Here is a 26,075-nt window from a genome sequence, read left to right as displayed (position 1 = left end):
CGGTATCAGTGGCCGACAAAATTGGGTTTACGTTTATTCATAAACGCGTTCATCCCTTCCTGATAATCTTCGCTGTCATAAACGGCACGGCGCATTCCCTGAATACGTTCGAACTCGTCGGAATTCATGGTGTGCGCTTCGCCAAGCACGCGTAGCTCTTCTTTTATCACCGCGATGGCAAGCGGCGCTTTTTCCGAGATATGGTGCGCCATCTGCAACGTGAAATCCTCAAGCTCTTCGACGGCGACAACGTGGTTGAGGATACCGACCGCCTGCGCACGCTGTGCGGTAATAGGGGAGGCGGTGAAGATCAGCTCTTTGACGATATGGAAACCCGCATCGCGAGTCAGGTTGTGGATACCGACCAGATTGTACGGAACGCCGAGGTTGACCGGAGTCATAGAGAACGTGGAGGTACTGGCTGCGATGATCAGATCGGAACTCATGATCATCTCAAATGCGCCTCCCCAGACGCTGCCCTCGACCATGGAGATAACCGGTTTTGGGTACTTCTGAATCATGCGGGTGATCTGGCGTAGCGGATCGTCATAAGAGAGCGGATCGCGCCTGCCAGCGGGGAGCTCATGAATATCGTGACCGGCGGAAAATACCTTCGCACCGGCTGGTGCACGCAGGATAATACAGCGAATATCCGGGCGATTGAGATCGCTGAGCGCCAGCATGAGATCGTCAATAAACACTTTGCTCAGGGCGTTCAGCTTGCGGGCATAGTTGAACTCAATGACTGCCACTTTTCGGATAATGACAACATTAACGTATTGATAAGACATATTTTTCTCTTTATTCAAAGTAATGATTCAGAAGGTATTCGCTGATTTGCTGAAGACCGGCGCGTGACGAGAGATGGTTATTTTTGACGGCCTGCTGCGTCAGGTTGTAATAGCGGTCGAAGTCGTCACGGGAGAACAGGAGCCGCAGCGCCTCGGCTTCTGTCTGTTTTTGCAACCAGTTAATTTCCTGCAACTGGCGCACCTGCTGCAGTCGTCCGCTGGCGGTTAACTGGGTTCTGAAATCGCAGATGGCCTGCCAGACCTCGTCAATACCGCGCTTTTCCAGTGCGCTACAGCTCAGTACCTGCGGCTGCCATTCGGTATATTTATGGCGCAAAATATGCAGTGCACTTTCGTACATATGGCGGGCGATGGCGACGTGGTTGTGGTTTTCACCGTCATCCTTGTTGATGACAATCAAATCCGCCATTTCCATGATCCCTTTTTTGATGCCCTGCAGGTCGTCGCCGCCACCGGCTATTTGTAACGACACAAAGCAGTCCACCATGTGAGCGATTTCCGTTTCCGACTGTCCAACGCCGACGGTTTCAACGATCACAACGTCGAACCCCGCCGCTTCGCACAGCAGCACCAGTTCCCGGGCATGCAGGCAGGCACCGCCCAGATGACCACGCGAGGGCGCCGGGCGGATAAAGGCCGCATCCGATCGCGCCAGTTCGGTCATTCGCGTTTTGTCGCCAAGAATGCTGCCACCGCTGACAGGACTGCTGGGATCGACGGCAATCACCGCCACGCGCAGTCCGTCGCGGGTAAGACGCGTACCGAAAGCCTCCAGAAACGTGCTTTTCCCGGCGCCCGGCGTGCCCGTGATGCCCAGGCGCAGCGCGTTGCCGGTGAAAGGCATAATGGCATCCAGCAGTTGTGCGCTCAGCGCCTGATGGCGAGGATGTTGACTCTCCACCAGCGTCATGGCCTGGGCGAGCGTGGCCCGTTCTCCCTGCCGTAATAGCCTCACGGTGTCAGCCAGCGTGGATTCGTTAATCATGATGTTGGCTTATCCGCCTCAGCACATCGCGTACGCTGTCCAGCATCGGCGTGCCGGGGCCGTAAATTGCCGCTACGCCGAGCTCCTGCAGGTAGGCATAATCCTGGGGGGGAATCACGCCGCCGGCGACCACGCAGATATCGTCACGCCCCCATTTTTTCAGCGCGGCGACCAGTTCAGGGATGAGCGTTTTGTGACCGGCCGCCAGCGATGAGGCGCCGACGACGTGTACATCGTTTTCTACCGCCAGACGGGCGATCTCTTCCGGGGTGGAGAACATCGGGCTGAGATCGACATCGAACCCGAGATCGGAATAGGCGCTGGCGATCACTTTCGCACCGCGATCGTGACCATCCTGGCCCATTTTGGCGATCAAAATGCGGGGACGGCGACCATTGTCTTCGAGGAACTGCCCGGTCTGCGCAACGATGGCGTCAAACTCGCAGGCCGATTTCTCGGATTGATGGTAGCTCTGCGCAATCACCCCAGTGACACACTGGCTTGGCACCAGATAACGGTCAAATGCGGATTCCAGCGCGTCGGAGATTTCACCCAGCGTGGCGCGTGCGCGCGCCGCATGAATGGCGGCGGCCAACAGATTCTCATGATGCTGTGCGGCGTGGGTTAACGCCGCCAGCGCGACGTTAACTGCGGCATCATCGCGGGTCGCGCGGACCTGCGCCAGCGAGGCGATCTGCTCGTTACGCACCTTAATGTTGTCTATCTCCAGTACGGTCGTTGCGTCTTCTTTTTCCAGCTTGTATTTGTTGACGCCGACAATCACGCGCTTGCCCTGGTCGATCAGCGACTGTTCGCGGGCAGAGGACTCTTCGATCATCCGTTTCGGCAGCCCGGCTTCGATAGCTTTTGCCATCCCACCAGCCTCGTCGATCTGCCTGATAATCTCCCGCGTCTGTTTCACTACCTGATCGGTCAACGATTCCACATAGTATGATCCGGCAAGCGGATCCACGGTGCGGCAGATTTCTGACTCTTCCTGAAGGATTATCTGCGTGTTACGTGCAATGCGGGCGGAAAAGTCGGTGGGCAGACCGAGTGCTTCGTCAAAGGCGTTGGTATGGAGCGACTGGGTGCCGCCAAGCGTGGCGCCGAGCGCTTCGATAGTGGTACGGATCACGTTGTTATACGGATCCTGTTCGGTCAGGCTCCAGCCAGAGGTCTGGCAGTGGGTGCGAAGCGCTAAGGATTTCGGATCGGTTGCGCCGAAACCGCTAACTGCTTCGCTCCACAGATAACGCGCCGCGCGCAGCATGGCGATGTTCATGAACAGATCCATGCCTATGCCAAAGAAGAACGAAAGGCGGGGCGCGAAGTCGTCAATTTTCAGTCCGGCGGAAAGGGCGGCTTTGATGTATTCAATGCCATCGGCCAGCGTAAAGGCGACCTGCTGCACGCAGTTGGCACCCGCTTCGGCCATATGGTAGCCGCTGATGCTGATGGTATTAAAGCGAGGCATGTTGTCCGAACACCAGGCGATGATGTCGGCGATAATTCGCATTGAGGACGTTGGCGGGTAGATGTAGGTATTGCGGCACAGGTACTCTTTCAGAATATCGTTCTGAATGGTTCCGGTTAGCTGCTGCGGCGTCACGCCTTGCTCTTGCGCCGCGACGATGTAAAACGCCATCACTGGCAGTACCGCGCCGTTCATGGTCATCGACACTGACATCTTATCCAGAGGGATCTGGTCGAAAAGTACCTTCATGTCTTCGACGGTATCTATCGCCACGCCCGCTTTGCCGACATCGCCCGCGACGCGTGGGTTATCGGAATCATAACCACGGTGGGTGGCGAGATCGAAAGCCACAGAAAGGCCTTTCTGTCCGGCGGCGAGGTTGCGACGATAGAAAGCGTTAGACTCTTTGGCGGTAGAGAAACCGGCGTACTGACGGATAGTCCACGGTTGCGCGGTATACATGGTTGCGCGCGGTCCGCGTACGTAAGGCGGCAGACCGGGAAGGGTGCCGGTGACTTCCAGTTTATCGAGATCGGCTTCGGTATACAGCGGCTTGATGGCAATGCCTTCCGCTGTCTGTTTAACCAGCGACTCGACGGTTTTTCCCCGTCGGCTGAGCTCCTTGTTGGCGAGTGTCTGCCACTCCGGTAAGTCTGACATTTTTTGCTCCGTAATCCGCAATAAAAAGAGGGTATTGCGGGTACGATGAGCTTTTTAATGCCCCCTGTCGCCAGCAAAAAATAGCCAACGATGCGTCGTTTTTTGCCGGGTGGGATTATTCATTTTGTAATGAATTTCAAAGAAAAAATAACGGCGAGTAACTTCCCGCCGTTATACTGCTGCGGCGATACTCAGCACAATGTCGCGAGAATCACTCTGTCGGCATTGAAATACGCTGTAACGTTAGCGCCTTCGGACAGCGATGCGGCATCATCCACGGGTACGGTGGCGCACAGTATCTGACCGTCCGGCAGCGTCATTAATACTTCACACTGTTCTGTGCCGCGTTCAATATGATTGATAATGCCCTGGAGTTGGTTATCCGCCGCCTGGGCGATGGCGTCGTCCTGGGTGATCCCCACCCACGGCGCTTTCAACAGTACGAGGACTTCTTTGCCTTCATCAAGCCCCAGTCGCTCGCCGCTCTGGGCGGTAATCGCCACTTTCAGCCGCGTTTCACCATCGGCTAACAGCACATCGACATGCTGCTGCACCTGATCGCGATCGCGGGCGGTAATGGTGCCAAACCACTGGTTACGCGCGCTGGTTTGCAGGGAAAAACGCGAGATCGCCGCTAACAGGCTATTGAGAGGCAGCGCGTCATCGTCGCTTAAGACATCGAAGGCTTTTTGCTGAATCTGCCCCAGCAGATCGTAAAGCTGGATCAGGCGCTGCCCGTAGCGGGTCAACACTGCGCCACCACCGCCTTTGCCGCCTGTCGCTCGGTCGACCAGCGTCTGCTCGCTGAGGAGGTTCATTTCATTGATGGCGTCCCAGGCGCTCTTATAGCTGATGCCTGCATCTTTCGCGCCCTGACTAATGGAACCGGAAAGTGCAATATGCTTGAGCAAAGAGATGCGTCGGGGATCGGCAAACAGTTTTTGCTGAAGTTTCAGGGTAAGAAGGATTTCGGCTTGCATAACAAGATCCTGGTAAAAAGGTTATTGTGACGGAAAACCACAGAGACGCAAAGCCGACCGCACAAAAGGGGAGTGCTTTTCTCAGTGATGCGGTTAGAATACTACAAGGACTATATCAGGAGTTGACCATGTTAGAGTTATTGAAAAGTCTGGTATTCGCCGTAATCATGGTACCTGTGGTGATGGCCATCATCCTGGGTCTGATTTACGGTCTCGGTGAAGTGTTCAACATTTTCTCCGGTATCGGTCAGAAAGACCAGTCCAGACAGAATCACTGATTTCAAACGCCCGCTCAGTCGGGCGTTTTTGTCTCCTTCGTCTTTCAGGCCGCATTTTTGTTGGCCGCGCCCGATCGCTCAAAGATTTGCCGCCCTAATGCAACCCGAAATCCAATGGGGATTGTTTCTCAAGTTCTCCTCATTCCTGCCGATATTTTCTTTGCGTAACCTCTTATAGGTATCAATAACTTCTGGGAAAAACGTTGCTTTGTCGTTATATTTGCGTCTACATAACGACACTCGAAAGGAGTTACAGATGGCTCGTACATGGTTACGCCTGTTTGCTGGGGCAACATTATCACTGACTGTTGCCGGACATGCGCTGGCGGATGAAGGGAAAATCACGGTATTTGCAGCGGCGTCATTGACTAACGCGATGCAGGATATCGCGGCAGAATACAAAAAAGAGAAGAATGTCGACGTGGTCTCCTCTTTTGCTTCATCTTCGACGCTGGCTCGCCAGATAGAAGCCGGTGCGCCAGCGGATCTGTTCATTTCTGCCGATCAGAAATGGATGGACTACGCGGTAGATAAAAAGTCGATTGATACGGCATCGCGTCAGACGCTGCTGGGCAACAGCCTTGTGGTGGTTGCGCCAAAAGCCAGTGAGCAGAAAGATTTTACGATCGACAGTAAAACCAACTGGACGACGCTGCTGAACGGTGGACGTCTGGCGGTGGGCGATCCGGAACACGTTCCGGCGGGGATCTACGCGAAAGAAGCTCTGCAGAAACTGGGTGCCTGGGAAACATTGTCACCGAAACTGGCGCCAGCAGAAGATGTGCGCGGCGCGCTGGCGCTGGTCGAGCGTAACGAAGCGCCGCTGGGCATCGTTTACGGTTCTGACGCGGTTGCCAGCAAAGGGGTTAAAGTCGTGGCCACCTTCCCGGAAGACTCGCACAAAAAAGTGGAATACCCCATCGCGATTGTCGATGGACATAAAAACGCTACGGTCAGCGCGTTCTATGATTACCTGAAAGGACCGCAGGCTGCTGAAATCTTTAAACGCTACGGATTTACGACCAAGTAATGATATTGACCGATCCCGAATGGCAGGCCGTTTTCCTGAGCCTGAAAGTGTCTTCCCTGGCCGTGCTGTTTAGTTTGCCGTTTGGGATCTTCTTTGCCTGGCTGCTGGTGCGCTGCACCTTCCCAGGCAAAGCCTTACTGGATAGCGTGCTGCATCTGCCGCTGGTGTTACCGCCGGTGGTGGTCGGTTATCTGCTGCTGGTCTCGATGGGACGGCGCGGATTTATCGGTCAGTGGCTGTACGACTGGTTTGGTATTACCTTTGCCTTTAGCTGGCGCGGCGCGGTACTGGCGGCGGCAGTGATGTCTTTCCCACTGATGGTGCGCGCCATCCGGCTGGCGCTGGAAGGGGTGGACATCAAGCTGGAACAAGCCGCCCGGACGCTGGGCGCTGGACGCTGGCGCGTCTTCTTCACCATTACTCTCCCGCTAACGCTGCCTGGCATTATTGTCGGCACGGTGCTGGCATTTGCCCGCTCGCTGGGCGAGTTTGGCGCTACGATTACCTTTGTCTCCAACATTCCCGGAGAAACGCGCACCATTCCTTCGGCGATGTATACCCTGATCCAGACGCCTGGCGGTGAAAGCGCAGCGGCGCGACTGTGCCTTATCTCCATCGTACTGGCGCTGATTTCACTGTTGATTTCTGAATGGCTGGCGCGGCTCAGCCGCGAGCGGGCGGGGCGATAATCATGCTGGAACTCAATTTCTCCCAGACGCTGGGCACCCATTGCGTCACGCTCAACGAAACGCTGCCCGCCAGCGGTATCACCGCGATTTTCGGCGTCTCCGGTTCCGGAAAAACCTCGCTCATCAATGCCATCAGTGGCCTGACTCGACCGCAGAAAGGGCGCATTGTGCTCAACGGACGGGTGCTGAACGACACGGAAAAACATATTTGTCTGACGCCGGAAAAACGTCGGGTAGGCTACGTTTTTCAGGATGCGCGCCTGTTTCCGCATTATAAAGTACGCGGCAATCTGCGTTATGGCATGGCGAAAAGCATGGCCGGTCAGTTTGATAAGCTGGTGGCGTTGTTAGGTATTGAGCCCCTGCTCGACAGACTGCCGGGCGGCCTCTCCGGTGGTGAAAAACAGCGTGTGGCGATTGGCCGGGCGCTGCTGACCGCGCCGGAATTGCTGCTGTTGGATGAACCGCTCGCCTCGCTGGATATTCCGCGTAAGCGCGAACTGTTGCCCTATCTGCAACGCCTGGCGCGGGAGATCAACATTCCCATGCTCTACGTCAGCCACTCGCTCGACGAGATTCTCCATCTGGCCGATAACGTGATGGTACTGGAAGACGGTCAGGTGAAGGCGTTTGGTGCGCTCGAAGAGGTCTGGAGCAGCAGCGTGATGCATCCGTGGCTGCCGAAAGAACAGCAGAGCAGCATCCTGAAGGTGAGCGTGCTGGAGCATCATCCGCATTACGCCATGACGGCACTGGCGCTGGGCGACCAGCATTTGTGGGTCAATAAGCTCAATGAACCGCTGCAAGCCTCGTTGCGCATTCGTATTCAGGCGTCGGATGTTTCACTGGTGCTACAACCGCCGCAGCAGACCAGTATCCGCAATATTTTGCGCGCGAAGGTGACCCACTGCTACGACGATAACGGGCAGGTGGAAGTTCAGCTTGAGGTCGGGGGCAAAACGCTGTGGGCGCGCATAAGCCCGTGGGCCAGGGATGAACTGGGGATCAAACCTGGCCTGTGGCTGTACGCGCAAATCAAGAGCGTATCCATAACCGCCTGATTACAGCAGTTGGCTATAGATGAACTTCGCAATGCTGTCGGTGGTGTTGTCGCCGATGACGACGTTAGCACGTGCTTTGATCTCGTCGTCAGCATTGCCCATCGCCACGCCGGTACCGGCCGCTTCCAGCATGCTGATGTCGTTGTAGTTATCCCCGAAGGCAATCACGTTTTCCATCGAACTGCTCTGAGATTCGACCCACTGGGTCAGGCGTTTGCCCTTACTGTTACCCTGACGGGCGATATCGACCTGATCGTGCCACGACCATTCGCATTCAAGGCCCAGTTGCTGTTCGACATGTTTGCCAAATTGCTGCAGTTTAGGGATATCGTCGTCTGTCAGGGCGAATTTCCAGACCGCGTTGACATCGCGCGCCGCCTGCGCCAGTGAAGGCACCTGAGTGAAGACCGGACGCTGTTCCGGTGGCAGCGTCTGCGCCCAGTTTGATGTGCGAATGACATGGCCGGTCGGATGCTCATACAGCATGGCGTCATCGACATACATCAGACCATGAACCTGATGCGATTCCAGCAATGTAATAAGCTGCAGCGCCTGGTCAACCGGTAGGGGGTCGGCCTTAAGAACATTTTTTGCGTGATAATCATACAAATAAGTGCCATTACAGCAAATTGCAGGTGTATCCAGCGCCAGTGCCTGATAAAAAGGATGAATCGCAACGTGATGACGCCCGGTGACGATGATAAGTTGGTAACCCGCCGCTCTGGCGCGTGACAGCGCTTCGACAGACGAGGGGAGCAGGGTCTTTTGCGGGGTCAGCAGGGTTCCATCTAAATCCAGGGCAATCACGCGAGTGGTCATATCGTCATCCCGATTAACATTGAAAATTTTGTCTGCCTGAATGGTACACCGGGACGGGGAGCAGGCAAAATTTAGTACGTATACCCTGAATAATTCGAGTTGCAGGTGCGTTGGCTGCAACTTGAAGTATGACGGATATAGATTCAGCATTCACCGTTAAAAGCGACTACGTTAAGCTGTATTCCATTATTGCAGCCAGTTGCCTAAAGCAGAGGAGCATTCATGAAGCAAACCGTTTATACCGCCAGCCCTGAAAGCCAACAGATCCACGTCTGGAGCTTGGGTCATGATGGCGCGTTGAAGCTGGTACAGGTGGTTGATGTGCCCGGGCAGGTTCAGCCGATGGTGGTCAGCCCGGATAAACGCTATCTCTACGTGGGCGTGCGTCCTGAATTCCGCGTGCTGGCTTACCGGATTGCGCCGGATGATGGTGCGCTGACGTTTGCCGCAGAATCCGCACTGCCGGGCAGCCCAACACACATTTCAACCGATCATCATGGGCGTTTCGTCTTTGTCGGCTCCTATAATGCGGGCAACGTCAGCGTGACGCGTCTGGAAGACGGCCTGCCGGCCGGGCTTGTGGATGTGGTGGAAGGGATGGATGGCTGTCACTCTGCCAATATCTCTCCGGACAACCGCACCCTGTGGGTGCCTGCGCTGAAGCAGGATCGCATCTGCCTGTTTACCCTCAGCGATGACGGTAAGCTGGTGGCGCAAGAGCCAGCAGAAGTGACCACCGTTGAAGGGGCCGGTCCGCGTCATATGGCTTTCCATCCGAATCAGCAATATGCGTACTGCGTCAACGAGCTCAACAGTTCTGTGGACGTCTGGGAGCTGAAAGATCCGCACGGCGACATCGAATGCGTGCAAACGCTGGATATGATGCCGGCTGATTTCTCTGACACCCGCTGGGCGGCGGACATACACATTACGCCCGATGGTCGTCATCTGTATGCCTGTGACCGCACCGCCAGCCTGATTACCGTATTCAGCGTTTCAGAAGATGGCAGCGTGTTGACCAAAGAGGGCTTCCAGCCAACCGAAACGCAGCCGCGCGGTTTCAACGTTGACCATAGTGGGAAATACCTGATTGCCGCCGGACAGAAGTCGCACCATATTGCGGTGTACGAGATTGCCGGTGAGCAGGGGTTGTTGACGGAAAAGGGACGTTATGCGGTAGGCCAGGGCCCGATGTGGGTAGTGGTTAACGCGTATTAATTTGGGTAGATTTTTAACCCGCAAGTAAAAAGAATAACCGGCATCGCAGGATGCCGGTTTTTTTATGCTTACTGCTTCGGTGCCGCCACCACTTTGCTGCCCACACCGCGGTTATTGTATTCCCACATGCGGTTAAAGTTGGTGTCGTTCAGGTTACGCTGGGTTTCGCCTTTATCATCTTTCGCGCCGGTATTGCCCGCGAAAGGACGCTTCGAGACCACCGCGTCAGCCCACGGCTGCGCCATGTTAAAGCCTTCGTTGATCACGCTATCGCGGATCACGACCTGACCGTTGGTGTTGCTGTCAACATCCAGTGAGCGGCCCAGTTGCGCCACGCCGTCACCGGCGGCGGTGAAGCGGCTGTTGGTGGCGAGGAAACCGTAGTAAATGTTCGACAGCGTTGCCGGTGCGAAGACGTACGCTTCTTGTTGAGTACGGGAGTTCACCACGCGGAAGTCGGTGTTATCGAACACCACTGCGCCGCGACCGGAAACCATATCCACATCACCTTCGATGTAGCTGTTGATGACCAGGGTGCGCGGCTGACGGTCATTTTCCAGACGGTTCTGCACGCCGCTGTTGGTCACAAAGAAGGTGTTCTGGCGGCCCAGAATGTTTACCTTGTCGATCTGAACTTTGTCACCGTCGGTGCGTAACGCAACGGCCGGGTGGTTACCCGCATCCACGCTGTCGCCGAGATTGTTTTCAACGGTCAGATTCTGCAACTGCAGGCCATTGTTCTGTGACCACAGTACGGCTGAACACATCACGCCAATGTTCGCGCCGCGTTTGCTCTGGCAGTTGTCAAACATGTACCAGGCCGGTTTACCTGGCATATATTTCCCACCCGGGTTCACCGTATGACGCCAGTCAGCGGTGCTCATTTCACCGTCAATCGCCGCGCCAATCTTCACGTCTAACGGTTTTTCACCCGTTCCGTATAGCGTCAGGCTGCCCGGTGCCGCAGGGATATAGACGGTTCCCTGATACTCACCCGGCATAATGGCAATGTACTGACGTTTGTTGGTGCGCGTGGTGATCGCTGCATCCACTGCCGCCTGAATGGTGGTGTGGGTCACGCCTTGCGTACCGGCCGGGCCGACGACAAAGTCAGGCTGCGCGGGCAGAGAAATCGAGGACGGCGTCCACGGCGCAGTGTTCGGCGTCAGGGAAGAAAAATAGTTTTTAGCGACAAAATTCTGCGCTTCATTCGCCGACAAAATGGGGCGCGAGGAGGTTCCAGGCGCGGTTTGATCGGAAGGAATTTGATCCGGCGGGGTAGAGCTACAGGCGGTCAGCGTCACGCCAAAAGCCAGTGCCAGCGCCAGACGGGAAACTGATGATGTGTTCACGAGTTGCTCCGGGCTATAAAAGTATCCATTGAAGCCTGCTTTTTTATACTAAGTTGAGCAAAACGGGAAGGCGAAAAGCTAAAAAGTTGTTTTTTAAACCACTCCTCGCGGATCCTGATACCGCGAACGTCACAATTAAGTAACATTTTTGCCCTGGATGATTGACTTCCCGCGCGCGATCTCAAATAAATGTCTATACAACCTAAGACAAGTGGGAGAGGGCATGCAACACCTGTTACCTGATGATACGCTCTGGCGAAACCTTCGTCTGGCGACGCTCGACCCGGAGCAGCCGACGCCGTATGGCATGCTGGACCGTCATGCGTTGATTATCCGCGAGGGGCGCGTGCTGGCGATTGTGCCGGAGACATCACTCCCGACAGCGCACGCCAATACGCATGACCTGCAGGGGCGTCTGGTGACGCCCGGACTGATTGACTGCCACACGCATCTGGTGTTTGGCGGCAACCGCGCCAGCGAGTGGGAACAACGGCTGAACGGTGTCTCTTACCAGCAGATCAGCGCGCAGGGCGGTGGTATTAACGCTACCGTGTCGGCAACGCGTGCCGCAACAGAGGAGACGCTCTTTGCCTCTGCACAGGCGCGGATCGCGCGTCTGATACGCGAGGGCGTGACCCTGTTGGAAGTGAAATCCGGCTACGGTCTGAATGTGGCAGCAGAAGAAAAGATGCTGCGCGTTGCGGCCCGCCTGGCCGAAGAGAATCTCATCGAAATCAGCCCCACGCTGCTGGCGGCGCATGCCGTACCGGTTGAATATCGGGACAATCCTGACGGTTATATCACCCACGTCTGCGAAACGATACTGCCGCAGTTATGGGAAAGGGGGCTGTTTGAAGCGGTCGATCTGTTTTGCGAGAGCGTAGGGTTTACCCTGGCCCAGAGCGAGCGGGTACTGCACGCGGCGCAGGCGGCAGGCATCCCGGTCAAAGGGCATGTTGAGCAATTGTCTCTGCTTGGCGGGACGCAACTGGTCAGTCGCTATCACGGGCTTTCTGCGGATCACATTGAATATCTTGATGAAGCAGGCGTGGCGGCGATGCGTCACAGCGGCACCGTTGGCGTACTGCTTCCGGGGGCGTTTTATTTTCTGAAAGAGACACAGCGTCCGCCCGTTGAATTGCTGCGTCGCTACCAGATCCCAATGGCCGTAGCGACCGATTTCAATCCCGGCACCAGTCCCTTTATCAGCCTGCACCTGGCGATGAACATGGCCTGCGTTCAGTTTGGACTGACACCGGAAGAGGCGTGGGCGGGCGTTACCCGTCATGCCGCTCAGGCGCTGGGACGCCAGACGACGCACGGACAACTAAAAGCGGGCTACGTTGCCGATTTTAACGTCTGGGATGCGCAAAACCCGGTGGAGATCCTCTATGAACCAGGGCGCAACCCGCTGTATCAACGCATATTTCGAGGAGAAATGACATGACGCAATGGGAAGCTGCTGCCCCTGATCTGTGGCAGGGGCGAGATGACAGCGGTGAAGCCGCAAACGCGCTGCGTCTGTTTCAGACCACAGCGCGCAGCCAGACGTTTTCGCCAGAGCATTATCGCGACAAAATAGCGCTGCTCGGCTTTGCCTGCGATGAGGGGGTTAAGCGTAATCAAGGGCGTCCTGGTGCCGCCGGCGCGCCTGACGCGCTGCGTTGTGCGCTGGCGAACCTGGCGAGCCACGCGGGGCATGAGCGACTGGTGGATATGGGGAATCTACTGGCCCCGACGGCGGATCTGGAAGGGGCGCAACAGGCGCTGCGTGATGCGGTCTCTCGATGTCATCAGGCCGGGATGCGCACCTTCGTTCTTGGCGGCGGACATGAGACGGCATTCGGCCACGGGGCGGGTATTTTCGACGCGTTCCCCGGCGAGCGGGTAGGGATCGTTAACCTCGACGCACATCTGGATCTGCGCAACGCCGGGCGGGCGACTTCCGGTACGCCGTTTCGCCAACTGGCACAGCTTTGCGACCAGCAGCAGCGCGAGTTCCGCTACGCCTGCATCGGCGTCAGTCGGGCGGCAAATACTCAGGCGCTGTGGGATGAGGCGCAAAAGCGCAACGTGCTGGTGGTTGAAGATTTGCAGTGCAGCGAAGCCCACGCCCAGCTGGCGGCGTTTATCAGCGAGGTAGATAAACTCTATCTGACGGTCGATCTCGACGTACTGCCTGTTGCCGAGATGCCCGCGGTGTCGGCTCCGGCGGCGCTGGGCGTGCCCTTGGCGACCCTGCTGACGGTGATTGAGCCTATTTGTCGCAGCGGTAAGCTCCAGGCGGTGGATATGGTTGAATTTAATCCTCGCTTTGATAATGATGGCAGGTCGGCACGCGTGGCTGCGCGGCTTGGCTGGCAAATCGCCCATTGGTGGCAGTAATCGATTGATAAGGTAAAACATTCCCATGACACTCTCTCGCCCTCGTTCTGCTCCCGCGCCGTTTTATGAGACGGTTAAACGCGAGATTAGCGAAAAGATCGCCAGCGGCGTCTGGCAGCCGCACGATCGCATTCCGTCGGAGGCGGAGCTGGTGGCGCAGTACGGCTTCAGTCGGATGACCATCAACCGGGCGCTGCGCGAACTGACCGACGAAGGGATGCTGGTGCGCCTGCAGGGGGTGGGAACCTTTGTCGCGGAGCCGAAAGGCCAGTCTGCACTGTTTGAAATTCGCAGTATTGCCGACGAAATCGCCTCCCGGGGGCATCGGCATCACTGCGAGGTGCTGATTCTGGAAAAAAAACCGGCCAATGCGCGACAGGCGGCGGTGCTGAAGGTCAGTGAAGGGACGACGATTTTCCACTCTGTGATGGTGCATTTTGAAAACGACCAGCCGGTACAGATAGAAGATCGCTGTGTGAATGCCGACATTGTCCCGGCGTATCTGGCGCAGGATTACAGTCAGACCACGCCACATGCCTATCTGTCGTTGATTGCCCCGCTGACGGAAGGGGAGCACATTGTTGAAGCAGTGCGCGCTACGGCGCAAGAGTGTGCCTTACTGGATATTGGCGAGACCGATCCTTGTCTGCTGATTCGTCGTACCACCTGGTCCGCCACGCAGATCGTTTCCCATGCGCGACTGCTCTTCCCGGGGTCTCGCTACCGGTTGCAGGGCCATTTCTCCTCCTGAATCACGCGAACTGAAAAGCGTGATTGCTGACGCAATATAACAAAAATGTATCTTTTTTGTTAATTACTGCCTTGTTATGTCTTGTATAGACAAGTATATATTTACCTCACACCCGATCATTCCATTATGCCGGATAAACAGTATCCGGCACGTCCGTGAGGAGTCGTTGTTATGTCTCATAGCAAGTATCGCCAGCAAGATATCCGCGCCCCGCGAGGGACAACGCTGACGGCCAAATCCTGGCTGACCGAAGCGCCGCTGCGCATGTTGATGAATAACCTGGATCCCGACGTCGCCGAAAACCCGCATGAGCTGGTGGTGTACGGCGGTATAGGGCGCGCGGCCCGTAACTGGGAGTGCTATGACGCGATTGTCAATGCCCTGACTCAACTGGAAGCGGATGAAACGCTGCTGGTTCAGTCCGGCAAACCGGTTGGCGTATTCAGAACCCATCAGAACGCCCCGCGCGTGCTCATCGCCAACTCCAACCTCGTTCCGCACTGGGCGACCTGGGAGCATTTCAACGAACTGGATGCAAAAGGGCTGGCGATGTACGGCCAGATGACGGCTGGAAGCTGGATCTATATCGGTAGTCAGGGGATTGTGCAGGGCACCTATGAAACGTTTGTTGAAGCGGGACGCCAGCATTACGACGGCAATCTGCGCGGGCGCTGGGTGTTAACCGCCGGACTCGGCGGCATGGGGGGCGCGCAGCCGTTGGCGGCAACGCTGGCTGGCGCCTGTTCCCTGAACATTGAATGTCAACAGAGCCGCATCGATTTCCGCCTGCGCACCCGCTATGTCGATGAACAGGCGACGTCCCTTGATGACGCGCTGGCACGTATCGAAAAATATACTCGCGAAGGCAAAGCCGTTTCGATTGCCCTGTGCGCCAATGCGGCGGACGTCGTGCCCGAACTGGTGAAACGCGGCGTACGCCCGGACATGGTCACCGACCAGACCAGCGCCCACGATCCCTTGCATGGCTATCTGCCTTCCGGCTGGGACTGGGAGACCTATCAGCAGAAAGCGCTCTCCGATCCGCAGGGAACCGTAGAGGCAGCGAAGCGTTCGATGGCGAAACACGTCGAGGCCATGCTGGCGTTCAACGACATGGGCGTACCTACGTTTGATTACGGCAACAATATCCGTCAGATGGCAAAAGAGATGGGTGTGGAAAACGCCTTTGCCTTTCCTGGCTTCGTACCGGCCTATATTCGCCCGCTGTTCTGTCGCGGCATCGGACCGTTCCGCTGGGTGGCGCTTTCCGGCGATCCACAGGATATTTATAAAACCGATGCCAAAGTGAAAGAGATTGTGGCGGATGACGAGCACCTCCATCGCTGGCTGGACATGGCGCGGGAGCGGATTAATTTCCAGGGGCTGCCAGCGCGTATCTGCTGGGTGGGTCTTGAATGGCGGCAAAAACTCGGCCTGGCGTTCAACGAAATGGTGCGCAGTGGTGAAGTCTCTGCACCGATTGTGATCGGTCGCGACCATCTGGATTCCGGCTCTGTCGCCAGTCCGAACCGCGAAACCGAGGCGATGCGCGACGGTTCTGACGCGGTGTCCGACTGGCCGCTGCTCAATGCGCTGCTCAACACGGCGAGCGGAGCCACCTGGGTATCGCTGCACCACGGCGGCGGCGTAGGAATGGGCTTCTCACAGCACGCCGGGATGGTCATTGTCTGCGACGGCAGCGATGAAGCGGCCGAGCGAATTGCCCGGGTACTGCATAACGATCCGGCGACCGGCGTGATGCGTCATGCGGATGCGGGCTACGACATCGCCGTGGAGTGCGCTGTGGAACAAGGTCTGAATCTACCGATGGTTGCGGCAACGCAGGGGAAATGCTGATATGAACACCATGACCTTAACGCCGGGCCATCTGAGCTTTTCACAGCTGCGCGAAGTCTGGCAGCGGCCGGTTAAACTGAGCCTCGACGCCAGCGCCATCGACGGCATTAACGCCAGCGTGGCCTGCGTCAACACGATTGTCGCTGAAGGGCGTACGGCCTACGGCATTAACACGGGTTTTGGCCTGCTGGCGCAAACGCGCATTGCCGATGACGATCTGCAAAACCTGCAGCGTTCGCTGGTGCTGTCGCATGCGGCAGGCGTGGGCGACGCGTTAGATGACGCGCTGGTGCGCCTGATCATGGTGCTGAAGATAAACAGCCTGGCGCGCGGTTTCTCCGGCATTCGCCTTAGCGTGATAGACGCGCTGATTGCGCTGGTTAACGCCGAAGTCTGGCCGCACATTCCGGCGAAAGGGTCGGTGGGCGCATCAGGTGATTTGGCGCCGCTGGCCCATATGTCGCTCACGCTGTTAGGTGAAGGGAAGGCGCGCTGGCAGGGCGAATGGCTACCCGCGACGGAAGCGTTAAAAAAAGCCGGGCTGGAGCCGATTACGCTGGCGGCGAAAGAAGGGCTGGCGCTGCTTAACGGCACGCAGGCGTCGACGGCGTTTGCGCTGCGCGGGCTGTTTGAAGCGCAGGAGCTGTTCGCGTCCGCCATCGTGTGCGGATCGTTAACCACCGAAGCGGTGCTGGGGTCACGCCGCCCGTTTGATGCGCGCATTCACGCCGCGCGCGGGCAGCGTGGGCAGATTGACGCGGCGGCGCTGTATCGCCACGTACTGACGGAGACCAGCGCGCTGTCGGCGTCACACCACAATTGTGAAAAGGTGCAGGATCCGTATTCTCTGCGCTGTCAGCCGCAGGTGATGGGCGCGTGCCTGACGCAGATGCGCCAGGTGATGGACGTGCTGCTGGCGGAAGCCAATGCGGTCTCCGATAACCCGCTGGTTTTTGCTGAGCAGGGGGACGTCATCTCCGGCGGTAACTTCCATGCCGAACCGGTGGCGATGGCGGCGGATAATCTGGCGCTGGCCATTGCCGAGATAGGCGCGCTTTCCGAACGCCGTATTGCGCTGATGATGGATAAACACATGTCGCAACTGCCGCCTTTCCTCGTCAAAAACGGTGGGGTGAATTCCGGCTTTATGATTGCCCAGGTGACGGCGGCAGCGCTCGCCAGTGAGAACAAAGCGCTGGCGCATCCGCACAGCGTGGACAGTCTGCCAACGTCGGCGAATCAGGAAGATCATGTATCGATGGCACCGGCGGCGGGACGCAGGTTGTGGGAAATGGCGGCGAATACTCGCGGCGTACTGGCCGTCGAGTGGCTGGCAGCCTGTCAGGGGATCGATTTACGCGAAGGGTTAACGTCAAGTCCGCTACTGGAGCAGGCGCGAACCGCATTACGTGAGCAGGTCGCGCATTATACCCAGGACCGTTTCTTCGCCCCGGATATTGAGCGTGCGACAGAATTGCTTGCGCAGGGGACCTTGTTGCAGCTTGTGCCGGAGTTTCTTTGAACAGCGCCGGATGGCGCTGACGCTTATCCGGCCTACAAATTCCTCCCGTAGGCCGGATAAGACGCGTGAGCGTCGTCATCCGGCACAACACGATCAACTGAACATCGCGGTAATCGACGCGCTGGCGAGCGAGTGGAAATGGACGTTAAATCCTACCATCGCGCCGCTGGCACCTTCATCGACGTCAATCTTGTCCACATCCAGCGCGTGAACGGTAAAGATATAGCGGTGGGTTTCCCCTTTTGGCGGCGCGGCGCCGCCGTAGCCCGCTTTACCGAAGTCGGTACGCGTCTGGATAACGCCGTCTGGCAGCGCGACAAGGCCAGAGCCAAAGCCCTGCGGCAGCACCCGGGTGTCGGCTGGAATATTGGCCACTACCCAGTGCCACCAGCCGGAACCGGTTGGCGCATCCGGGTCAAAACAGGTCACCACGAAACTCTTCGTTCCGGCAGGCACCTCATCCCAGGCCAGATGCGGAGAAAGGTTATCGCCGTTATAGCCCATACCGTTGAAGACATGGCGCTGGGGAAGCTTTTCCCCGTCGCGCAGATCGTTGCTGATTAATTTCATGCACTCTCCTTCATTCTTGCCAAAAAGTGTTGCCAGAAACTCCACAGCTTACCGTTAATTATGCGTTAAAAAACGTTTCTTCGCGCACAGCGTCGTTCACTGCCTGTGTCAGACGGCGCAGTTGCGCTGGCTTAATGAGATACGGCGGCATCAGGTAGATGAGCTTGCCAAACGGACGGATCCACACGCCCTGTTGCACAAAGAATTTTTGCAGAGCCGCCATGTTGACCGGATGCGTCGTTTCCACCACGCCGATCGCCCCCAGCACGCGCACATCCGCTACCCACGGCGACGTCCGCGCCGGGGCGAGTTCCTGACGGAGTTGGGTTTCAATGGCCGATACCTGTGCCTGCCAGTCGCCGGATTCCAGCAGAGACAGACTGGCGGTTGCCACCGCGCAGGCCAGCGGATTGCCCATAAACGTGGGGCCGTGCATGAAACAGCCCGCTTCGCCGTCGCTGATGGTTTCCGCCACCTGGCGGGTGGTCAGGGTGGCGGAGAGGGTCATCGTCCCACCGGTCAGCGCTTTGCCCAGACACAGAATATCAGGCGCGATCCCGGCGTGTTCGCAGGCAAACAGTTTGCCCGTGCGGCCAAATCCGGTCGCGATTTCATCGGCAATCAGCAGAATGCCTTCCCGGTTACACATTTTGCGGATACGGCGCAGCCACTCCGGATGGTACATGCGCATACCGCCCGCTCCCTGGACGATCGGCTCAAGAATAACTGCCGCGATATCATGACGATGCGCCGCCATCAGGCGCGCGAAGGCCACCATGTCACGCTCATCCCACTCGCCATCCATCCGGCTTTGCGGCGCAGGGGCAAACAGGTTTTCCGGCAGATAGCCCTTCCACAGGCTGTGCATGGAGTTGTCCGGATCGCAGACCGACATCGCGCCGAAAGTATCGCCGTGATAGTCGTTACGGAACGTCAGGAAGCGCTGACGTGATTCACCCAACGCCTGCCAGTATTGCAGCGCCATTTTCATCGCGACTTCCACCGCGACGGAACCGGAATCGGCGAGAAATACGCACTCAAGCGTCGCGGGCGTCATGGCGACCAGTTTACGGCACAGGTTGACGGCGGGGGCATGCGTGATCCCACCGAACATCACGTGTGACATGGCGTCAATCTGCGTTTTCATCGCCGCATTGAGCTGTGGGTGATTGTAGCCGTGAATCGCGGCCCACCATGACGACATGCCATCAATCAGGCGCTCACCGCTGGATAAAATCAGTTCGCAGCCTTCAGCCCGTTCAACGGGATAGACCGGCAGCGGGGACGTCATAGAGGTGTAGGGGTGCCAAATGTGGCGCTGATCAAAAGTGATATCGTCCGTTGTCATAATCGACTTGTAAACCAAATTAAAAAGTTTTAGGTTTACAAGTCTACACCCTTATCACCACAAAAAGTATAAAATTATGACCACTCATTCTCGCTGGACGCTGTCGCAAGTCACCGAATTATTTGAAAAACCGCTGCTGGATCTGCTGTTCGAGGCACAGCAAATTCACCGTCAGCATTTTGACCCTCGTCAGGTACAGGTCAGCACGCTGTTGTCGATCAAGACCGGCGCCTGCCCGGAAGACTGCAAATATTGCCCGCAAAGTTCGCGCTATAAAACGGGCCTTGAATCTGAGCGGCTGATGGAAGTCGAGCAGGTGCTGGAGTCGGCGCGCAAAGCGAAAAACGCGGGTTCCACCCGTTTCTGCATGGGGGCGGCGTGGAAGAACCCGCACGAGCGTGACATGCCGTATTTGCAGCAAATGGTTCAGGGGGTGAAAGCGCTGGGGCTGGAAGCCTGCATGACGCTCGGCACGCTCGATGAATCGCAGGCACAGCGACTGGCGGAGGCGGGGCTGGACTATTACAACCACAACCTCGATACGTCGCCGGAATTCTACGGCAACATCATCACCACCCGTTCCTACCAGGAGCGTCTCGATACGCTGGACAAAGTGCGCGAGGCCGGGATCAAAGTCTGTTCTGGCGGCATCGTCGGTCTGGGCGAAACGGTGACAGACCGTGCCGGGCTGCTCCTGCAACTGGCAAATCTGCCGACTCCGCCGGAAAGCGTGCCGATCAACATGTTGGTAAAGGTGAAGGGCACGCCGCTGGCGGATAACGATGACGTTGACGCGTTTGATTTTATTCGCACCATTGCCGTGGCGCGCATCATGATGCCGACCTCTTACGTTCGTCTGTCCGCCGGTCGCGAGCAGATGAATGAGCAAACGCAGGCCATGTGCTTTATGGCCGGGGCCAACTCCATTTTCTACGGCTGCAAACTGCTCACCACGCCAAACCCGGAAGAGGACAAAGATCTCCAGCTCTTCCACAAGCTGGGACTGAATCCACAGCAGACGTCGGTGCTTGCGGGGGATAACGAGCAGCGTGCGCGTCTGGAGCAGGCGCTGCTGACGCCGGATACCGACGATTACTACAACGCGGCTGCCGTATGATCTGGCAACGGAAAATCGACGATGCGCTGACGGCGCGTCGTTCGGCTGACACCCTGCGCCGCCGTTACACGGTCGTGCAGGGGGCCGGTCGCTGGCTGAAGGCGAACGACCAGCGCTATCTCAATTTCTCCAGCAATGATTATCTGGGCTTAAGCCACCATCCACGCATCGTTCGCGCCTGGCAGCAGGGGGCGGAACGGTTTGGCGTCGGCAGCGGCGGCTCGGGTCACGTCAGCGGTTATTCCATCGCCCATCAGCAACTGGAAGAAGAACTGGCCGACTGGCTGGGCTATCCGCGCGCGCTGCTGTTTATCTCCGGTTTCGCCGCAAACCAGGCGGTGATTACCGCGCTGATGGAAAAGGATGACCGGATTGTCGCTGACCGCCTCAGCCATGCTTCGCTACTGGAAGCGGCCAGTCTAAGTCCGGCGCAGCTTCGCCGCTTTACCCATAACGACGCGTCGCATCTCACGCGCCTGCTTGATGTCCCCTGTTCGGGGCGACAGCTGGTGGTGACCGAGGGCGTGTTCAGCATGGATGGCGACAGCGCGCCGCTTGCGGAAATTCAGCGCGCCGCACAGACCCGCAAGGCCTGGCTGCTGGTGGATGACGCTCATGGTGTTGGCGTGTGCGGGGACGAGGGGCGCGGGAGTTGCTGGCAGCAGCGGGTAAAACCGGCGCTGTTGGTGGTGACGTTTGGCAAAGGGTTTGGCGTCAGCGGAGCGGCGATCCTGTGCTCCGAAAGCGTTGCCGATTATCTGCTGCAGTTCGCCCGTCATCTGATATACAGCACCAGCATGCCGCCTGCGCAGGCGATGGCGCTACAGGCGTCGCTTTCGGTGATTCGCAGTCAGGAAGGTGACGCGCGCAGGGAGAAACTGGCTGCGCTTATCCAGCGCTTTCGTTCATCAGTCAATCACGCCGATTTCACCCTGGCGCAGTCGCACAGTGCCATCCAGCCGCTGATTGTCGGCGAAAATGCACGCGCGCTACGGCTGGCGGACACCCTGCGCCGTCAGGGATGCTGGGTCACGGCTATCCGTCCACCGACCGTGCCCGCCGGGACGGCCCGTCTGCGCCTGACGTTAACCCAGGCGCATGAGCCCGAGGATATCGATCGTTTGCTGGAGGTGCTGCATGGGGCAAGTGAATAAGCAGGCTGTCGCGGCGGCGTTTGGCCGTGCGGCAGCGCACTATGAGCAGCACGCCACATTGCAGCGTCTGAGCGCAGACGCCTTGCTGGCGCAACTGCCGCAACGCCCGTTTTCGCAGGTGCTGGATGCCGGCTGCGGGCCGGGTCGTCTGAGTCGCTACTGGCGCGAGCAGGGCAGCCAGGTTACCGCGCTGGATCTCTCTGCCCGGATGCTGGACGAGGCGCGTCGTCAGAATGTGGCGCATCACTATCTCGCCGGTGACATCGAGTCGCTACCGTTAGCCACCGCGTCGTTCGACCTGGCCTGGAGCAATCTGGCCGTGCAGTGGTGTGACAGTCTGCATCATGCGCTAAGCGAGCTTTACCGGGTCGTGCGTCCCGGCGGGCGTGTGGCCTTCACCACGCTGGCCCAGGACTCGCTGCCGGAGCTTCATCAGGCCTGGCGCGCGGTGGATGACCGGGCGCATGGCAACCGGTTTTTATCCCGTGAGGCGCTGTGTGACGCGATGCGCGGCTGGCAGGGGCATCATCAATCGATCTCCCTGACGCTGGAATTTGATGACGCTCTGAGCGCCATGCGCTCGCTGAAAGGTATCGGCGCGACCCATTTGCACGAGGGGCGCACGTCGCGCGTCTTAACCCGCTCGCAGTTGCAGCAGCTTCAACTGGCCTGGCCCCAGCGGCAGGGGAAATATCCTCTGACCTACCATCTTTTTGCAGGAGTGATTACACGTGACTAAACGTTATTTTGTCACCGGCACCGACACGGAAGTCGGTAAAACCGTCGCCAGCTGTGCGCTGCTACAGGCGGCGCGCAGTCTGGGCTACCGGACGGCTGGCTATAAACCCGTCGCCTCAGGCAGTGAAATGACGCCAGAAGGACTGCGCAACAGCGATGCCCTGGCGCTTCAGCGCAACAGCAGTCTGGCGCTGGACTATGCGGCGGTGAATCCTTACACCTTCGCGGAACCCACCTCACCGCATATCATCAGCGCTGATGAAGGGAGGCCGATTCATGCTGACGTGATGTCAGAGGGATTACGCGCGCTGGATGCCCAGGCGGAGTGGCTGTTGGTCGAAGGTGCAGGCGGCTGGTTTACCCCGCTTGCGGAGGATTTTACCTTCGCCGACTGGGTGCAGCACGAGCGGTTGCCGGTTATCCTGGTCGTCGGCGTAAAGTTGGGATGTATTAACCATGCCATGCTGACAGCGCAGGCGGTACAGCAGGCAGGACTCCGGCTTGCCGGATGGGTGGCGAATGACGTCACGCCGCCGGGGAAACGCCACCACGAGTATATGACGACGCTTCAGCGGGTCATCCCTGCGCCGCTGTTAGGCGAAATCCCGTGGCTTGACGCTGGAGCCGAAAACGCGGTCACAGGACAATATCTGGATCTCTCTTTGCTCGTGGACGAGTAAAAGGCGAAATTGCGAGCAAGATCTCGCCTGCCAGGGGCGCTTCGTTAGCTGATAAAAATCAAAATTTAGCGATAATTTTTTTTTATGTGCGTCCTGGTGGGCCGGACCGGGAATTTGCCAGGCGGCAGGCCATACGGCCTGCAGGCAGTTATCCACCATTCCTGTGGATAACCTTGTGTATTAGAGTTAGAAAACACAAGGCAAGCGAGAGAATACGCGGCTTCCAGCTGAATTGGCGCGAAAGACGGCTTTACGAAATAGTCGTTGTTTTACAGCTCGTTAGATAAAATCAATGGCTGTCATATCCCGGTCATTGAATGCAATAAAACTTTCATAACACATCTTGACAATGTTAACGAAGTCAATGGTCTGGGGATAAACCCGCTTCATAGTGTAATATCTTGTCAGCGGTGAAATTTTGGCCGCCTGCGAACCGATTTTATCACGCGTAACACAAATATTATGAGGCGTTACTGTTTTTTCATCCAGTATATTTTACTGGCAATATTATCCTCTGCGAGTAAAATTACACACCTGCCCGCCCATTCCTTCAGGTAGCTGCTCATGAGTAAACCGTTCAAACTGAATTCCGCATTTAAACCTTCCGGCGATCAGCCCGAGGCGATACGACGTCTGGAAGAGGGACTGGAGGACGGCCTGGCGCATCAGACGCTGCTTGGCGTAACGGGGTCAGGGAAAACCTTCACCATCGCCAATGTGATTGCGGATCTACAGCGCCCGACGATGGTACTGGCACCCAACAAAACGCTGGCGGCGCAGCTGTATGGTGAAATGAAAGAGTTTTTCCCGGATAACGCCGTCGAGTATTTCGTCTCCTACTACGACTACTATCAGCCGGAAGCGTACGTTCCCAGTTCTGACACCTTTATCGAAAAGGATGCGTCGGTGAACGAACACATTGAGCAGATGCGTCTGTCCGCCACCAAAGCATTGCTGGAGCGCCGTGACGTGATCGTCGTGGCATCCGTTTCTGCCATCTATGGTCTGGGCGATCCGGATTTATACCTGAAGATGATGCTGCACATGACGGTGGGCATGATCATCGATCAGCGCGCCATTCTGCGTCGACTGGCCGAACTGCAATATACCCGCAACGATCAGGCTTTCCAGCGCGGGACCTTCCGCGTGCGCGGTGAAGTGATCGACATCTTCCCGGCGGAATCCGACGACATTGCGCTGCGCGTTGAGCTGTTTGACGAAGAGGTGGAGCGTTTGTCGCTGTTTGACCCGCTGACCGGGCAGGTGGAGTCCACCATTTCGCGCTACACCATCTACCCGAAAACGCACTACGTGACTCCGCGTGAGCGCATTGTGCAGGCGATGGAAGAGATCAAAGTCGAACTGGCTGAACGACGTAAAGTCCTGCTCGCTAATGACAAACTGCTGGAAGAGCAGCGTCTGAGCCAACGTACCCAGTTTGATCTGGAGATGATGAACGAGCTGGGCTACTGCTCGGGAATTGAAAACTACTCGCGCTTTCTCTCAGGACGCGGACCGGGTGAGCCGCCGCCGACGTTGTTTGACTATCTGCCCGCCGACGGTTTGCTGGTGGTGGATGAATCCCACGTGACTATCCCGCAGATTGGTGGGATGTATCGTGGCGACCGCGCGCGTAAAGAGACGCTGGTGGAATACGGTTTCCGTCTGCCGTCGGCGCTGGATAACCGGCCGTTAAAGTTCGAAGAGTTTGAAGCGCTGGCACCGCAGACCATCTACGTTTCTGCGACGCCGGGCAATTACGAACTGGAGAAATCCGGCGGCGATGTGGTTGATCAGGTGGTGCGTCCGACAGGGTTACTGGATCCGGTGATTGAAGTGCGTCCGGTGGCAACGCAGGTGGACGATCTGCTTTCTGAGATCCGCAAGCGCGCGCAGATCAACGAGCGTGTGCTGGTGACCACGCTGACCAAACGGATGGCGGAAGATCTTACCGAATATCTGGAAGAGCACGGCGAGCGGGTGCGCTATCTGCACTCGGACATCGATACCGTGGAGCGTATGGAAATCATTCGTGACCTGCGTCTGGGCGAGTTTGACGTGCTGGTGGGGATCAACCTGTTGCGCGAAGGTCTCGATATGCCTGAGGTGTCGCTGGTGGCGATTCTCGACGCCGACAAGGAAGGGTTCCTGCGTTCCGAACGTTCGCTGATTCAGACTATCGGTCGTGCGGCGCGTAACATCAACGGGAAGGCGATTCTCTACGGCGACAAAATCACGGCCTCAATGGCGAAGGCGATTAGCGAAACCGAACGCCGTCGCGAGAAACAGCAGCAGTACAACGAAGAGCACGGCATTATCCCGCAGGGCCTGAATAAAAAAGTGGTCGATATTCTGGCGCTGGGGCAGAACATCGCGAAAACCAAGGCGAAGGGCAGAGGCAAGTCGCGTTCCGCGGCGAAGTCGGATGTGGTCGAACTGGACATGACGCCAAAAGCGCTGCAGCAGAAGATTCACGAGCTGGAAGGGCAGATGATGCAGCATGCGCAGAACCTGGAGTTCGAAGAGGCCGCGCAGATCCGCGATCAACTGCATCAGCTGCGTGAACTGTTTATCGCCGCGTCGTAGTCCAGG

General features: G+C 57.4%; 23 protein-coding genes. 15 read left to right on the top strand and 8 right to left on the bottom strand.

Features of this window, described 5'->3' with window-relative positions:
• Positions 1 to 5 precede the first annotated feature (5 nt).
• From scpB to modE, 4 genes are all read right to left on the bottom strand, one after another.
• Positions 6 to 791 (bottom strand): methylmalonyl-CoA decarboxylase, encoded by a 786-nt coding sequence (scpB, locus tag GBC03_21805; protein ID QFS72655.1) that lies wholly within the window; start codon positions 789 to 791, stop codon positions 6 to 8.
• 10 nt (positions 792 to 801) lie between these two features.
• Entirely contained in the window at positions 802 to 1,797 is a 996-nt protein-coding gene (meaB, locus tag GBC03_21800) for a methylmalonyl Co-A mutase-associated GTPase MeaB (protein QFS72654.1), read from the bottom strand.
• Positions 1,790 to 3,934, bottom strand: a complete 2,145-nt coding sequence (scpA, locus tag GBC03_21795) for a methylmalonyl-CoA mutase (protein ID QFS72653.1) — start codon at positions 3,932 to 3,934, stop codon at positions 1,790 to 1,792. The genes meaB and scpA overlap by 8 nt, the downstream gene beginning before the upstream one ends.
• A 191-nt stretch (positions 3,935 to 4,125) precedes the next feature.
• Positions 4,126 to 4,914 (bottom strand): molybdenum-dependent transcriptional regulator, encoded by a 789-nt coding sequence (gene modE, locus GBC03_21790; protein ID QFS72652.1) that lies wholly within the window; start codon positions 4,912 to 4,914, stop codon positions 4,126 to 4,128.
• Positions 4,915 to 5,042: 128 nt separating this feature from the next.
• On the opposite strand from modE, the gene GBC03_21785 reads away from it, so the two are divergent.
• The 4 genes from GBC03_21785 to modC all read left to right on the top strand — a co-directional run bounded on the left by GBC03_21785 (position 5,043) and on the right by modC (position 7,972).
• Positions 5,043 to 5,192, top strand: coding sequence for a multidrug efflux pump-associated protein, AcrZ family (locus tag GBC03_21785; protein ID QFS72651.1), 150 nt, complete (start codon positions 5,043 to 5,045; stop codon positions 5,190 to 5,192).
• Positions 5,193 to 5,448: 256 nt separating this feature from the next.
• Complete coding sequence (gene modA / locus GBC03_21780) at positions 5,449 to 6,222, top strand: molybdate ABC transporter substrate-binding protein (GenBank protein QFS72650.1); 774 nt, start codon at positions 5,449 to 5,451, stop codon at positions 6,220 to 6,222.
• Positions 6,222 to 6,911: a molybdate ABC transporter permease subunit gene (gene modB, locus GBC03_21775; protein QFS72649.1), complete on the top strand. Its 690-nt coding sequence runs from the start codon at positions 6,222 to 6,224 to the stop codon at positions 6,909 to 6,911. Before modA ends, modB begins: the two co-directional genes overlap by 1 nt.
• 2 nt (positions 6,912 to 6,913) lie before the next feature.
• Positions 6,914 to 7,972: a molybdenum ABC transporter ATP-binding protein ModC gene (gene modC / locus GBC03_21770; GenBank protein QFS72648.1), complete on the top strand. Its 1,059-nt coding sequence runs from the start codon at positions 6,914 to 6,916 to the stop codon at positions 7,970 to 7,972.
• Here the strand turns inward: modC and GBC03_21765 are convergent, their stop codons facing one another.
• The gene (locus GBC03_21765; protein ID QFS72647.1) at positions 7,973 to 8,791 is read right to left on the bottom strand and encodes a pyridoxal phosphatase; all 819 of its coding nucleotides are present in this window, start codon (positions 8,789 to 8,791) and stop codon (positions 7,973 to 7,975) included.
• Between the two features lie 222 nt (positions 8,792 to 9,013).
• Here GBC03_21765 and GBC03_21760 point away from each other — a divergent pair, with 222 nt between their 5' ends.
• Positions 9,014 to 10,009 carry a 6-phosphogluconolactonase gene (locus tag GBC03_21760; protein QFS72646.1) on the top strand — a complete coding sequence of 332 codons (996 nt, stop codon included), beginning with the start codon at positions 9,014 to 9,016 and terminating at the stop codon, positions 10,007 to 10,009.
• Positions 10,010 to 10,077: 68 nt separating this feature from the next.
• On the opposite strand, the gene GBC03_21755 is transcribed toward GBC03_21760, so the two are convergent.
• Entirely contained in the window at positions 10,078 to 11,361 is a 1,284-nt protein-coding gene (locus GBC03_21755; GenBank protein QFS72645.1) for a putative acyl-CoA thioester hydrolase, read from the bottom strand.
• Positions 11,362 to 11,584: 223 nt separating this feature from the next.
• Here GBC03_21755 and GBC03_21750 point away from each other — a divergent pair, with 223 nt between their 5' ends.
• The 5 genes from GBC03_21750 (at position 11,585) to hutH (ending at position 17,876) form a co-directional block, all read left to right on the top strand.
• Positions 11,585 to 12,808, top strand: coding sequence for an imidazolonepropionase (locus tag GBC03_21750; protein ID QFS72644.1), 1,224 nt, complete (start codon positions 11,585 to 11,587; stop codon positions 12,806 to 12,808).
• On the top strand, positions 12,805 to 13,746 hold the full coding sequence (locus GBC03_21745; protein ID QFS72643.1) for a formimidoylglutamase: 942 nt from the start codon (positions 12,805 to 12,807) through the stop codon (positions 13,744 to 13,746). Before GBC03_21750 ends, GBC03_21745 begins: the two co-directional genes overlap by 4 nt.
• A gap of 25 nt (positions 13,747 to 13,771) precedes the next feature.
• Entirely contained in the window at positions 13,772 to 14,497 is a 726-nt protein-coding gene (locus GBC03_21740; protein QFS72642.1) for a histidine utilization repressor, read from the top strand.
• 171 nt (positions 14,498 to 14,668) lie between these two features.
• Positions 14,669 to 16,354: a urocanate hydratase gene (gene hutU, locus GBC03_21735; GenBank protein ID QFS72641.1), complete on the top strand. Its 1,686-nt coding sequence runs from the start codon at positions 14,669 to 14,671 to the stop codon at positions 16,352 to 16,354.
• Position 16,355: 1 nt separating this feature from the next.
• A complete protein-coding gene (gene hutH, locus GBC03_21730) occupies positions 16,356 to 17,876 on the top strand; it encodes a histidine ammonia-lyase (protein QFS72640.1) in 1,521 nt (506 codons plus the stop codon).
• A gap of 93 nt (positions 17,877 to 17,969) precedes the next feature.
• Here the strand turns inward: hutH and GBC03_21725 are convergent, their stop codons facing one another.
• A complete protein-coding gene (locus tag GBC03_21725) occupies positions 17,970 to 18,446 on the bottom strand; it encodes a kinase inhibitor (GenBank protein QFS72639.1) in 477 nt (158 codons plus the stop codon).
• Positions 18,447 to 18,504: 58 nt separating this feature from the next.
• A complete protein-coding gene (gene bioA / locus GBC03_21720; protein ID QFS72638.1) occupies positions 18,505 to 19,794 on the bottom strand; it encodes an adenosylmethionine--8-amino-7-oxononanoate transaminase in 1,290 nt (429 codons plus the stop codon).
• Positions 19,795 to 19,870: 76 nt separating this feature from the next.
• On the opposite strand from bioA, the gene bioB reads away from it, so the two are divergent.
• From bioB to uvrB, 5 genes are all read left to right on the top strand, one after another.
• The gene (gene bioB / locus GBC03_21715) at positions 19,871 to 20,911 is read left to right on the top strand and encodes a biotin synthase BioB (GenBank protein QFS72637.1); all 1,041 of its coding nucleotides are present in this window, start codon (positions 19,871 to 19,873) and stop codon (positions 20,909 to 20,911) included.
• The gene (bioF, locus tag GBC03_21710; protein ID QFS72636.1) at positions 20,908 to 22,065 is read left to right on the top strand and encodes an 8-amino-7-oxononanoate synthase; all 1,158 of its coding nucleotides are present in this window, start codon (positions 20,908 to 20,910) and stop codon (positions 22,063 to 22,065) included. The genes bioB and bioF overlap by 4 nt, the downstream gene beginning before the upstream one ends.
• Positions 22,049 to 22,804 (top strand): malonyl-ACP O-methyltransferase BioC, encoded by a 756-nt coding sequence (gene bioC, locus GBC03_21705; GenBank protein ID QFS72635.1) that lies wholly within the window; start codon positions 22,049 to 22,051, stop codon positions 22,802 to 22,804. The genes bioF and bioC overlap by 17 nt, the downstream gene beginning before the upstream one ends.
• On the top strand, positions 22,797 to 23,483 hold the full coding sequence (gene bioD / locus GBC03_21700; GenBank protein QFS72634.1) for an ATP-dependent dethiobiotin synthetase BioD: 687 nt from the start codon (positions 22,797 to 22,799) through the stop codon (positions 23,481 to 23,483). Before bioC ends, bioD begins: the two co-directional genes overlap by 8 nt.
• 564 nt (positions 23,484 to 24,047) lie before the next feature.
• A complete protein-coding gene (uvrB, locus tag GBC03_21695) occupies positions 24,048 to 26,069 on the top strand; it encodes an excinuclease ABC subunit B (protein ID QFS72633.1) in 2,022 nt (673 codons plus the stop codon).
• Positions 26,070 to 26,075: the final 6 nt, after the last annotated feature.

It is taken from the genome of Citrobacter telavivensis (assembly GCA_009363175.1).
Taxonomy (GTDB): Bacteria; Pseudomonadota; Gammaproteobacteria; order Enterobacterales; family Enterobacteriaceae; genus Citrobacter_A; species Citrobacter_A telavivensis.
The sequence above is the reverse complement of the archived record's forward strand: the minus strand, read 5'-3'. Positions and strand labels throughout refer to the sequence as shown.

What these genes read in the sequence shown, in the direction of transcription:
- meaB (QFS72654.1), bottom strand. Translation starts at nt 1,797, where the DNA reads ATGATTAACGAATCCACGCTGGCTGACACCGTGAGGCTATTACGGCAG.
- modA (QFS72650.1), top strand. Translation starts at nt 5,449, where the DNA reads ATGGCTCGTACATGGTTACGCCTGTTTGCTGGGGCAACATTATCACTG.
- GBC03_21765 (QFS72647.1), bottom strand. Translation starts at nt 8,791, where the DNA reads ATGACCACTCGCGTGATTGCCCTGGATTTAGATGGAACCCTGCTGACC.
- modB (QFS72649.1), top strand. Translation starts at nt 6,222, where the DNA reads ATGATATTGACCGATCCCGAATGGCAGGCCGTTTTCCTGAGCCTGAAA.
- modE (QFS72652.1), bottom strand. Translation starts at nt 4,914, where the DNA reads ATGCAAGCCGAAATCCTTCTTACCCTGAAACTTCAGCAAAAACTGTTT.
- hutU (QFS72641.1), top strand. Translation starts at nt 14,669, where the DNA reads ATGTCTCATAGCAAGTATCGCCAGCAAGATATCCGCGCCCCGCGAGGG.
- uvrB (QFS72633.1), top strand. Translation starts at nt 24,048, where the DNA reads ATGAGTAAACCGTTCAAACTGAATTCCGCATTTAAACCTTCCGGCGAT.
- modC (QFS72648.1), top strand. Translation starts at nt 6,914, where the DNA reads ATGCTGGAACTCAATTTCTCCCAGACGCTGGGCACCCATTGCGTCACG.
- bioA (QFS72638.1), bottom strand. Translation starts at nt 19,794, where the DNA reads ATGACAACGGACGATATCACTTTTGATCAGCGCCACATTTGGCACCCC.
- GBC03_21760 (QFS72646.1), top strand. Translation starts at nt 9,014, where the DNA reads ATGAAGCAAACCGTTTATACCGCCAGCCCTGAAAGCCAACAGATCCAC.
- hutH (QFS72640.1), top strand. Translation starts at nt 16,356, where the DNA reads ATGAACACCATGACCTTAACGCCGGGCCATCTGAGCTTTTCACAGCTG.
- scpA (QFS72653.1), bottom strand. Translation starts at nt 3,934, where the DNA reads ATGTCAGACTTACCGGAGTGGCAGACACTCGCCAACAAGGAGCTCAGC.
- GBC03_21740 (QFS72642.1), top strand. Translation starts at nt 13,772, where the DNA reads ATGACACTCTCTCGCCCTCGTTCTGCTCCCGCGCCGTTTTATGAGACG.
- GBC03_21750 (QFS72644.1), top strand. Translation starts at nt 11,585, where the DNA reads ATGCAACACCTGTTACCTGATGATACGCTCTGGCGAAACCTTCGTCTG.
- scpB (QFS72655.1), bottom strand. Translation starts at nt 791, where the DNA reads ATGTCTTATCAATACGTTAATGTTGTCATTATCCGAAAAGTGGCAGTC.
- bioB (QFS72637.1), top strand. Translation starts at nt 19,871, where the DNA reads ATGACCACTCATTCTCGCTGGACGCTGTCGCAAGTCACCGAATTATTT.
- GBC03_21745 (QFS72643.1), top strand. Translation starts at nt 12,805, where the DNA reads ATGACGCAATGGGAAGCTGCTGCCCCTGATCTGTGGCAGGGGCGAGAT.
- GBC03_21785 (QFS72651.1), top strand. Translation starts at nt 5,043, where the DNA reads ATGTTAGAGTTATTGAAAAGTCTGGTATTCGCCGTAATCATGGTACCT.
- bioC (QFS72635.1), top strand. Translation starts at nt 22,049, where the DNA reads ATGGGGCAAGTGAATAAGCAGGCTGTCGCGGCGGCGTTTGGCCGTGCG.
- GBC03_21725 (QFS72639.1), bottom strand. Translation starts at nt 18,446, where the DNA reads ATGAAATTAATCAGCAACGATCTGCGCGACGGGGAAAAGCTTCCCCAG.
- bioF (QFS72636.1), top strand. Translation starts at nt 20,908, where the DNA reads ATGATCTGGCAACGGAAAATCGACGATGCGCTGACGGCGCGTCGTTCG.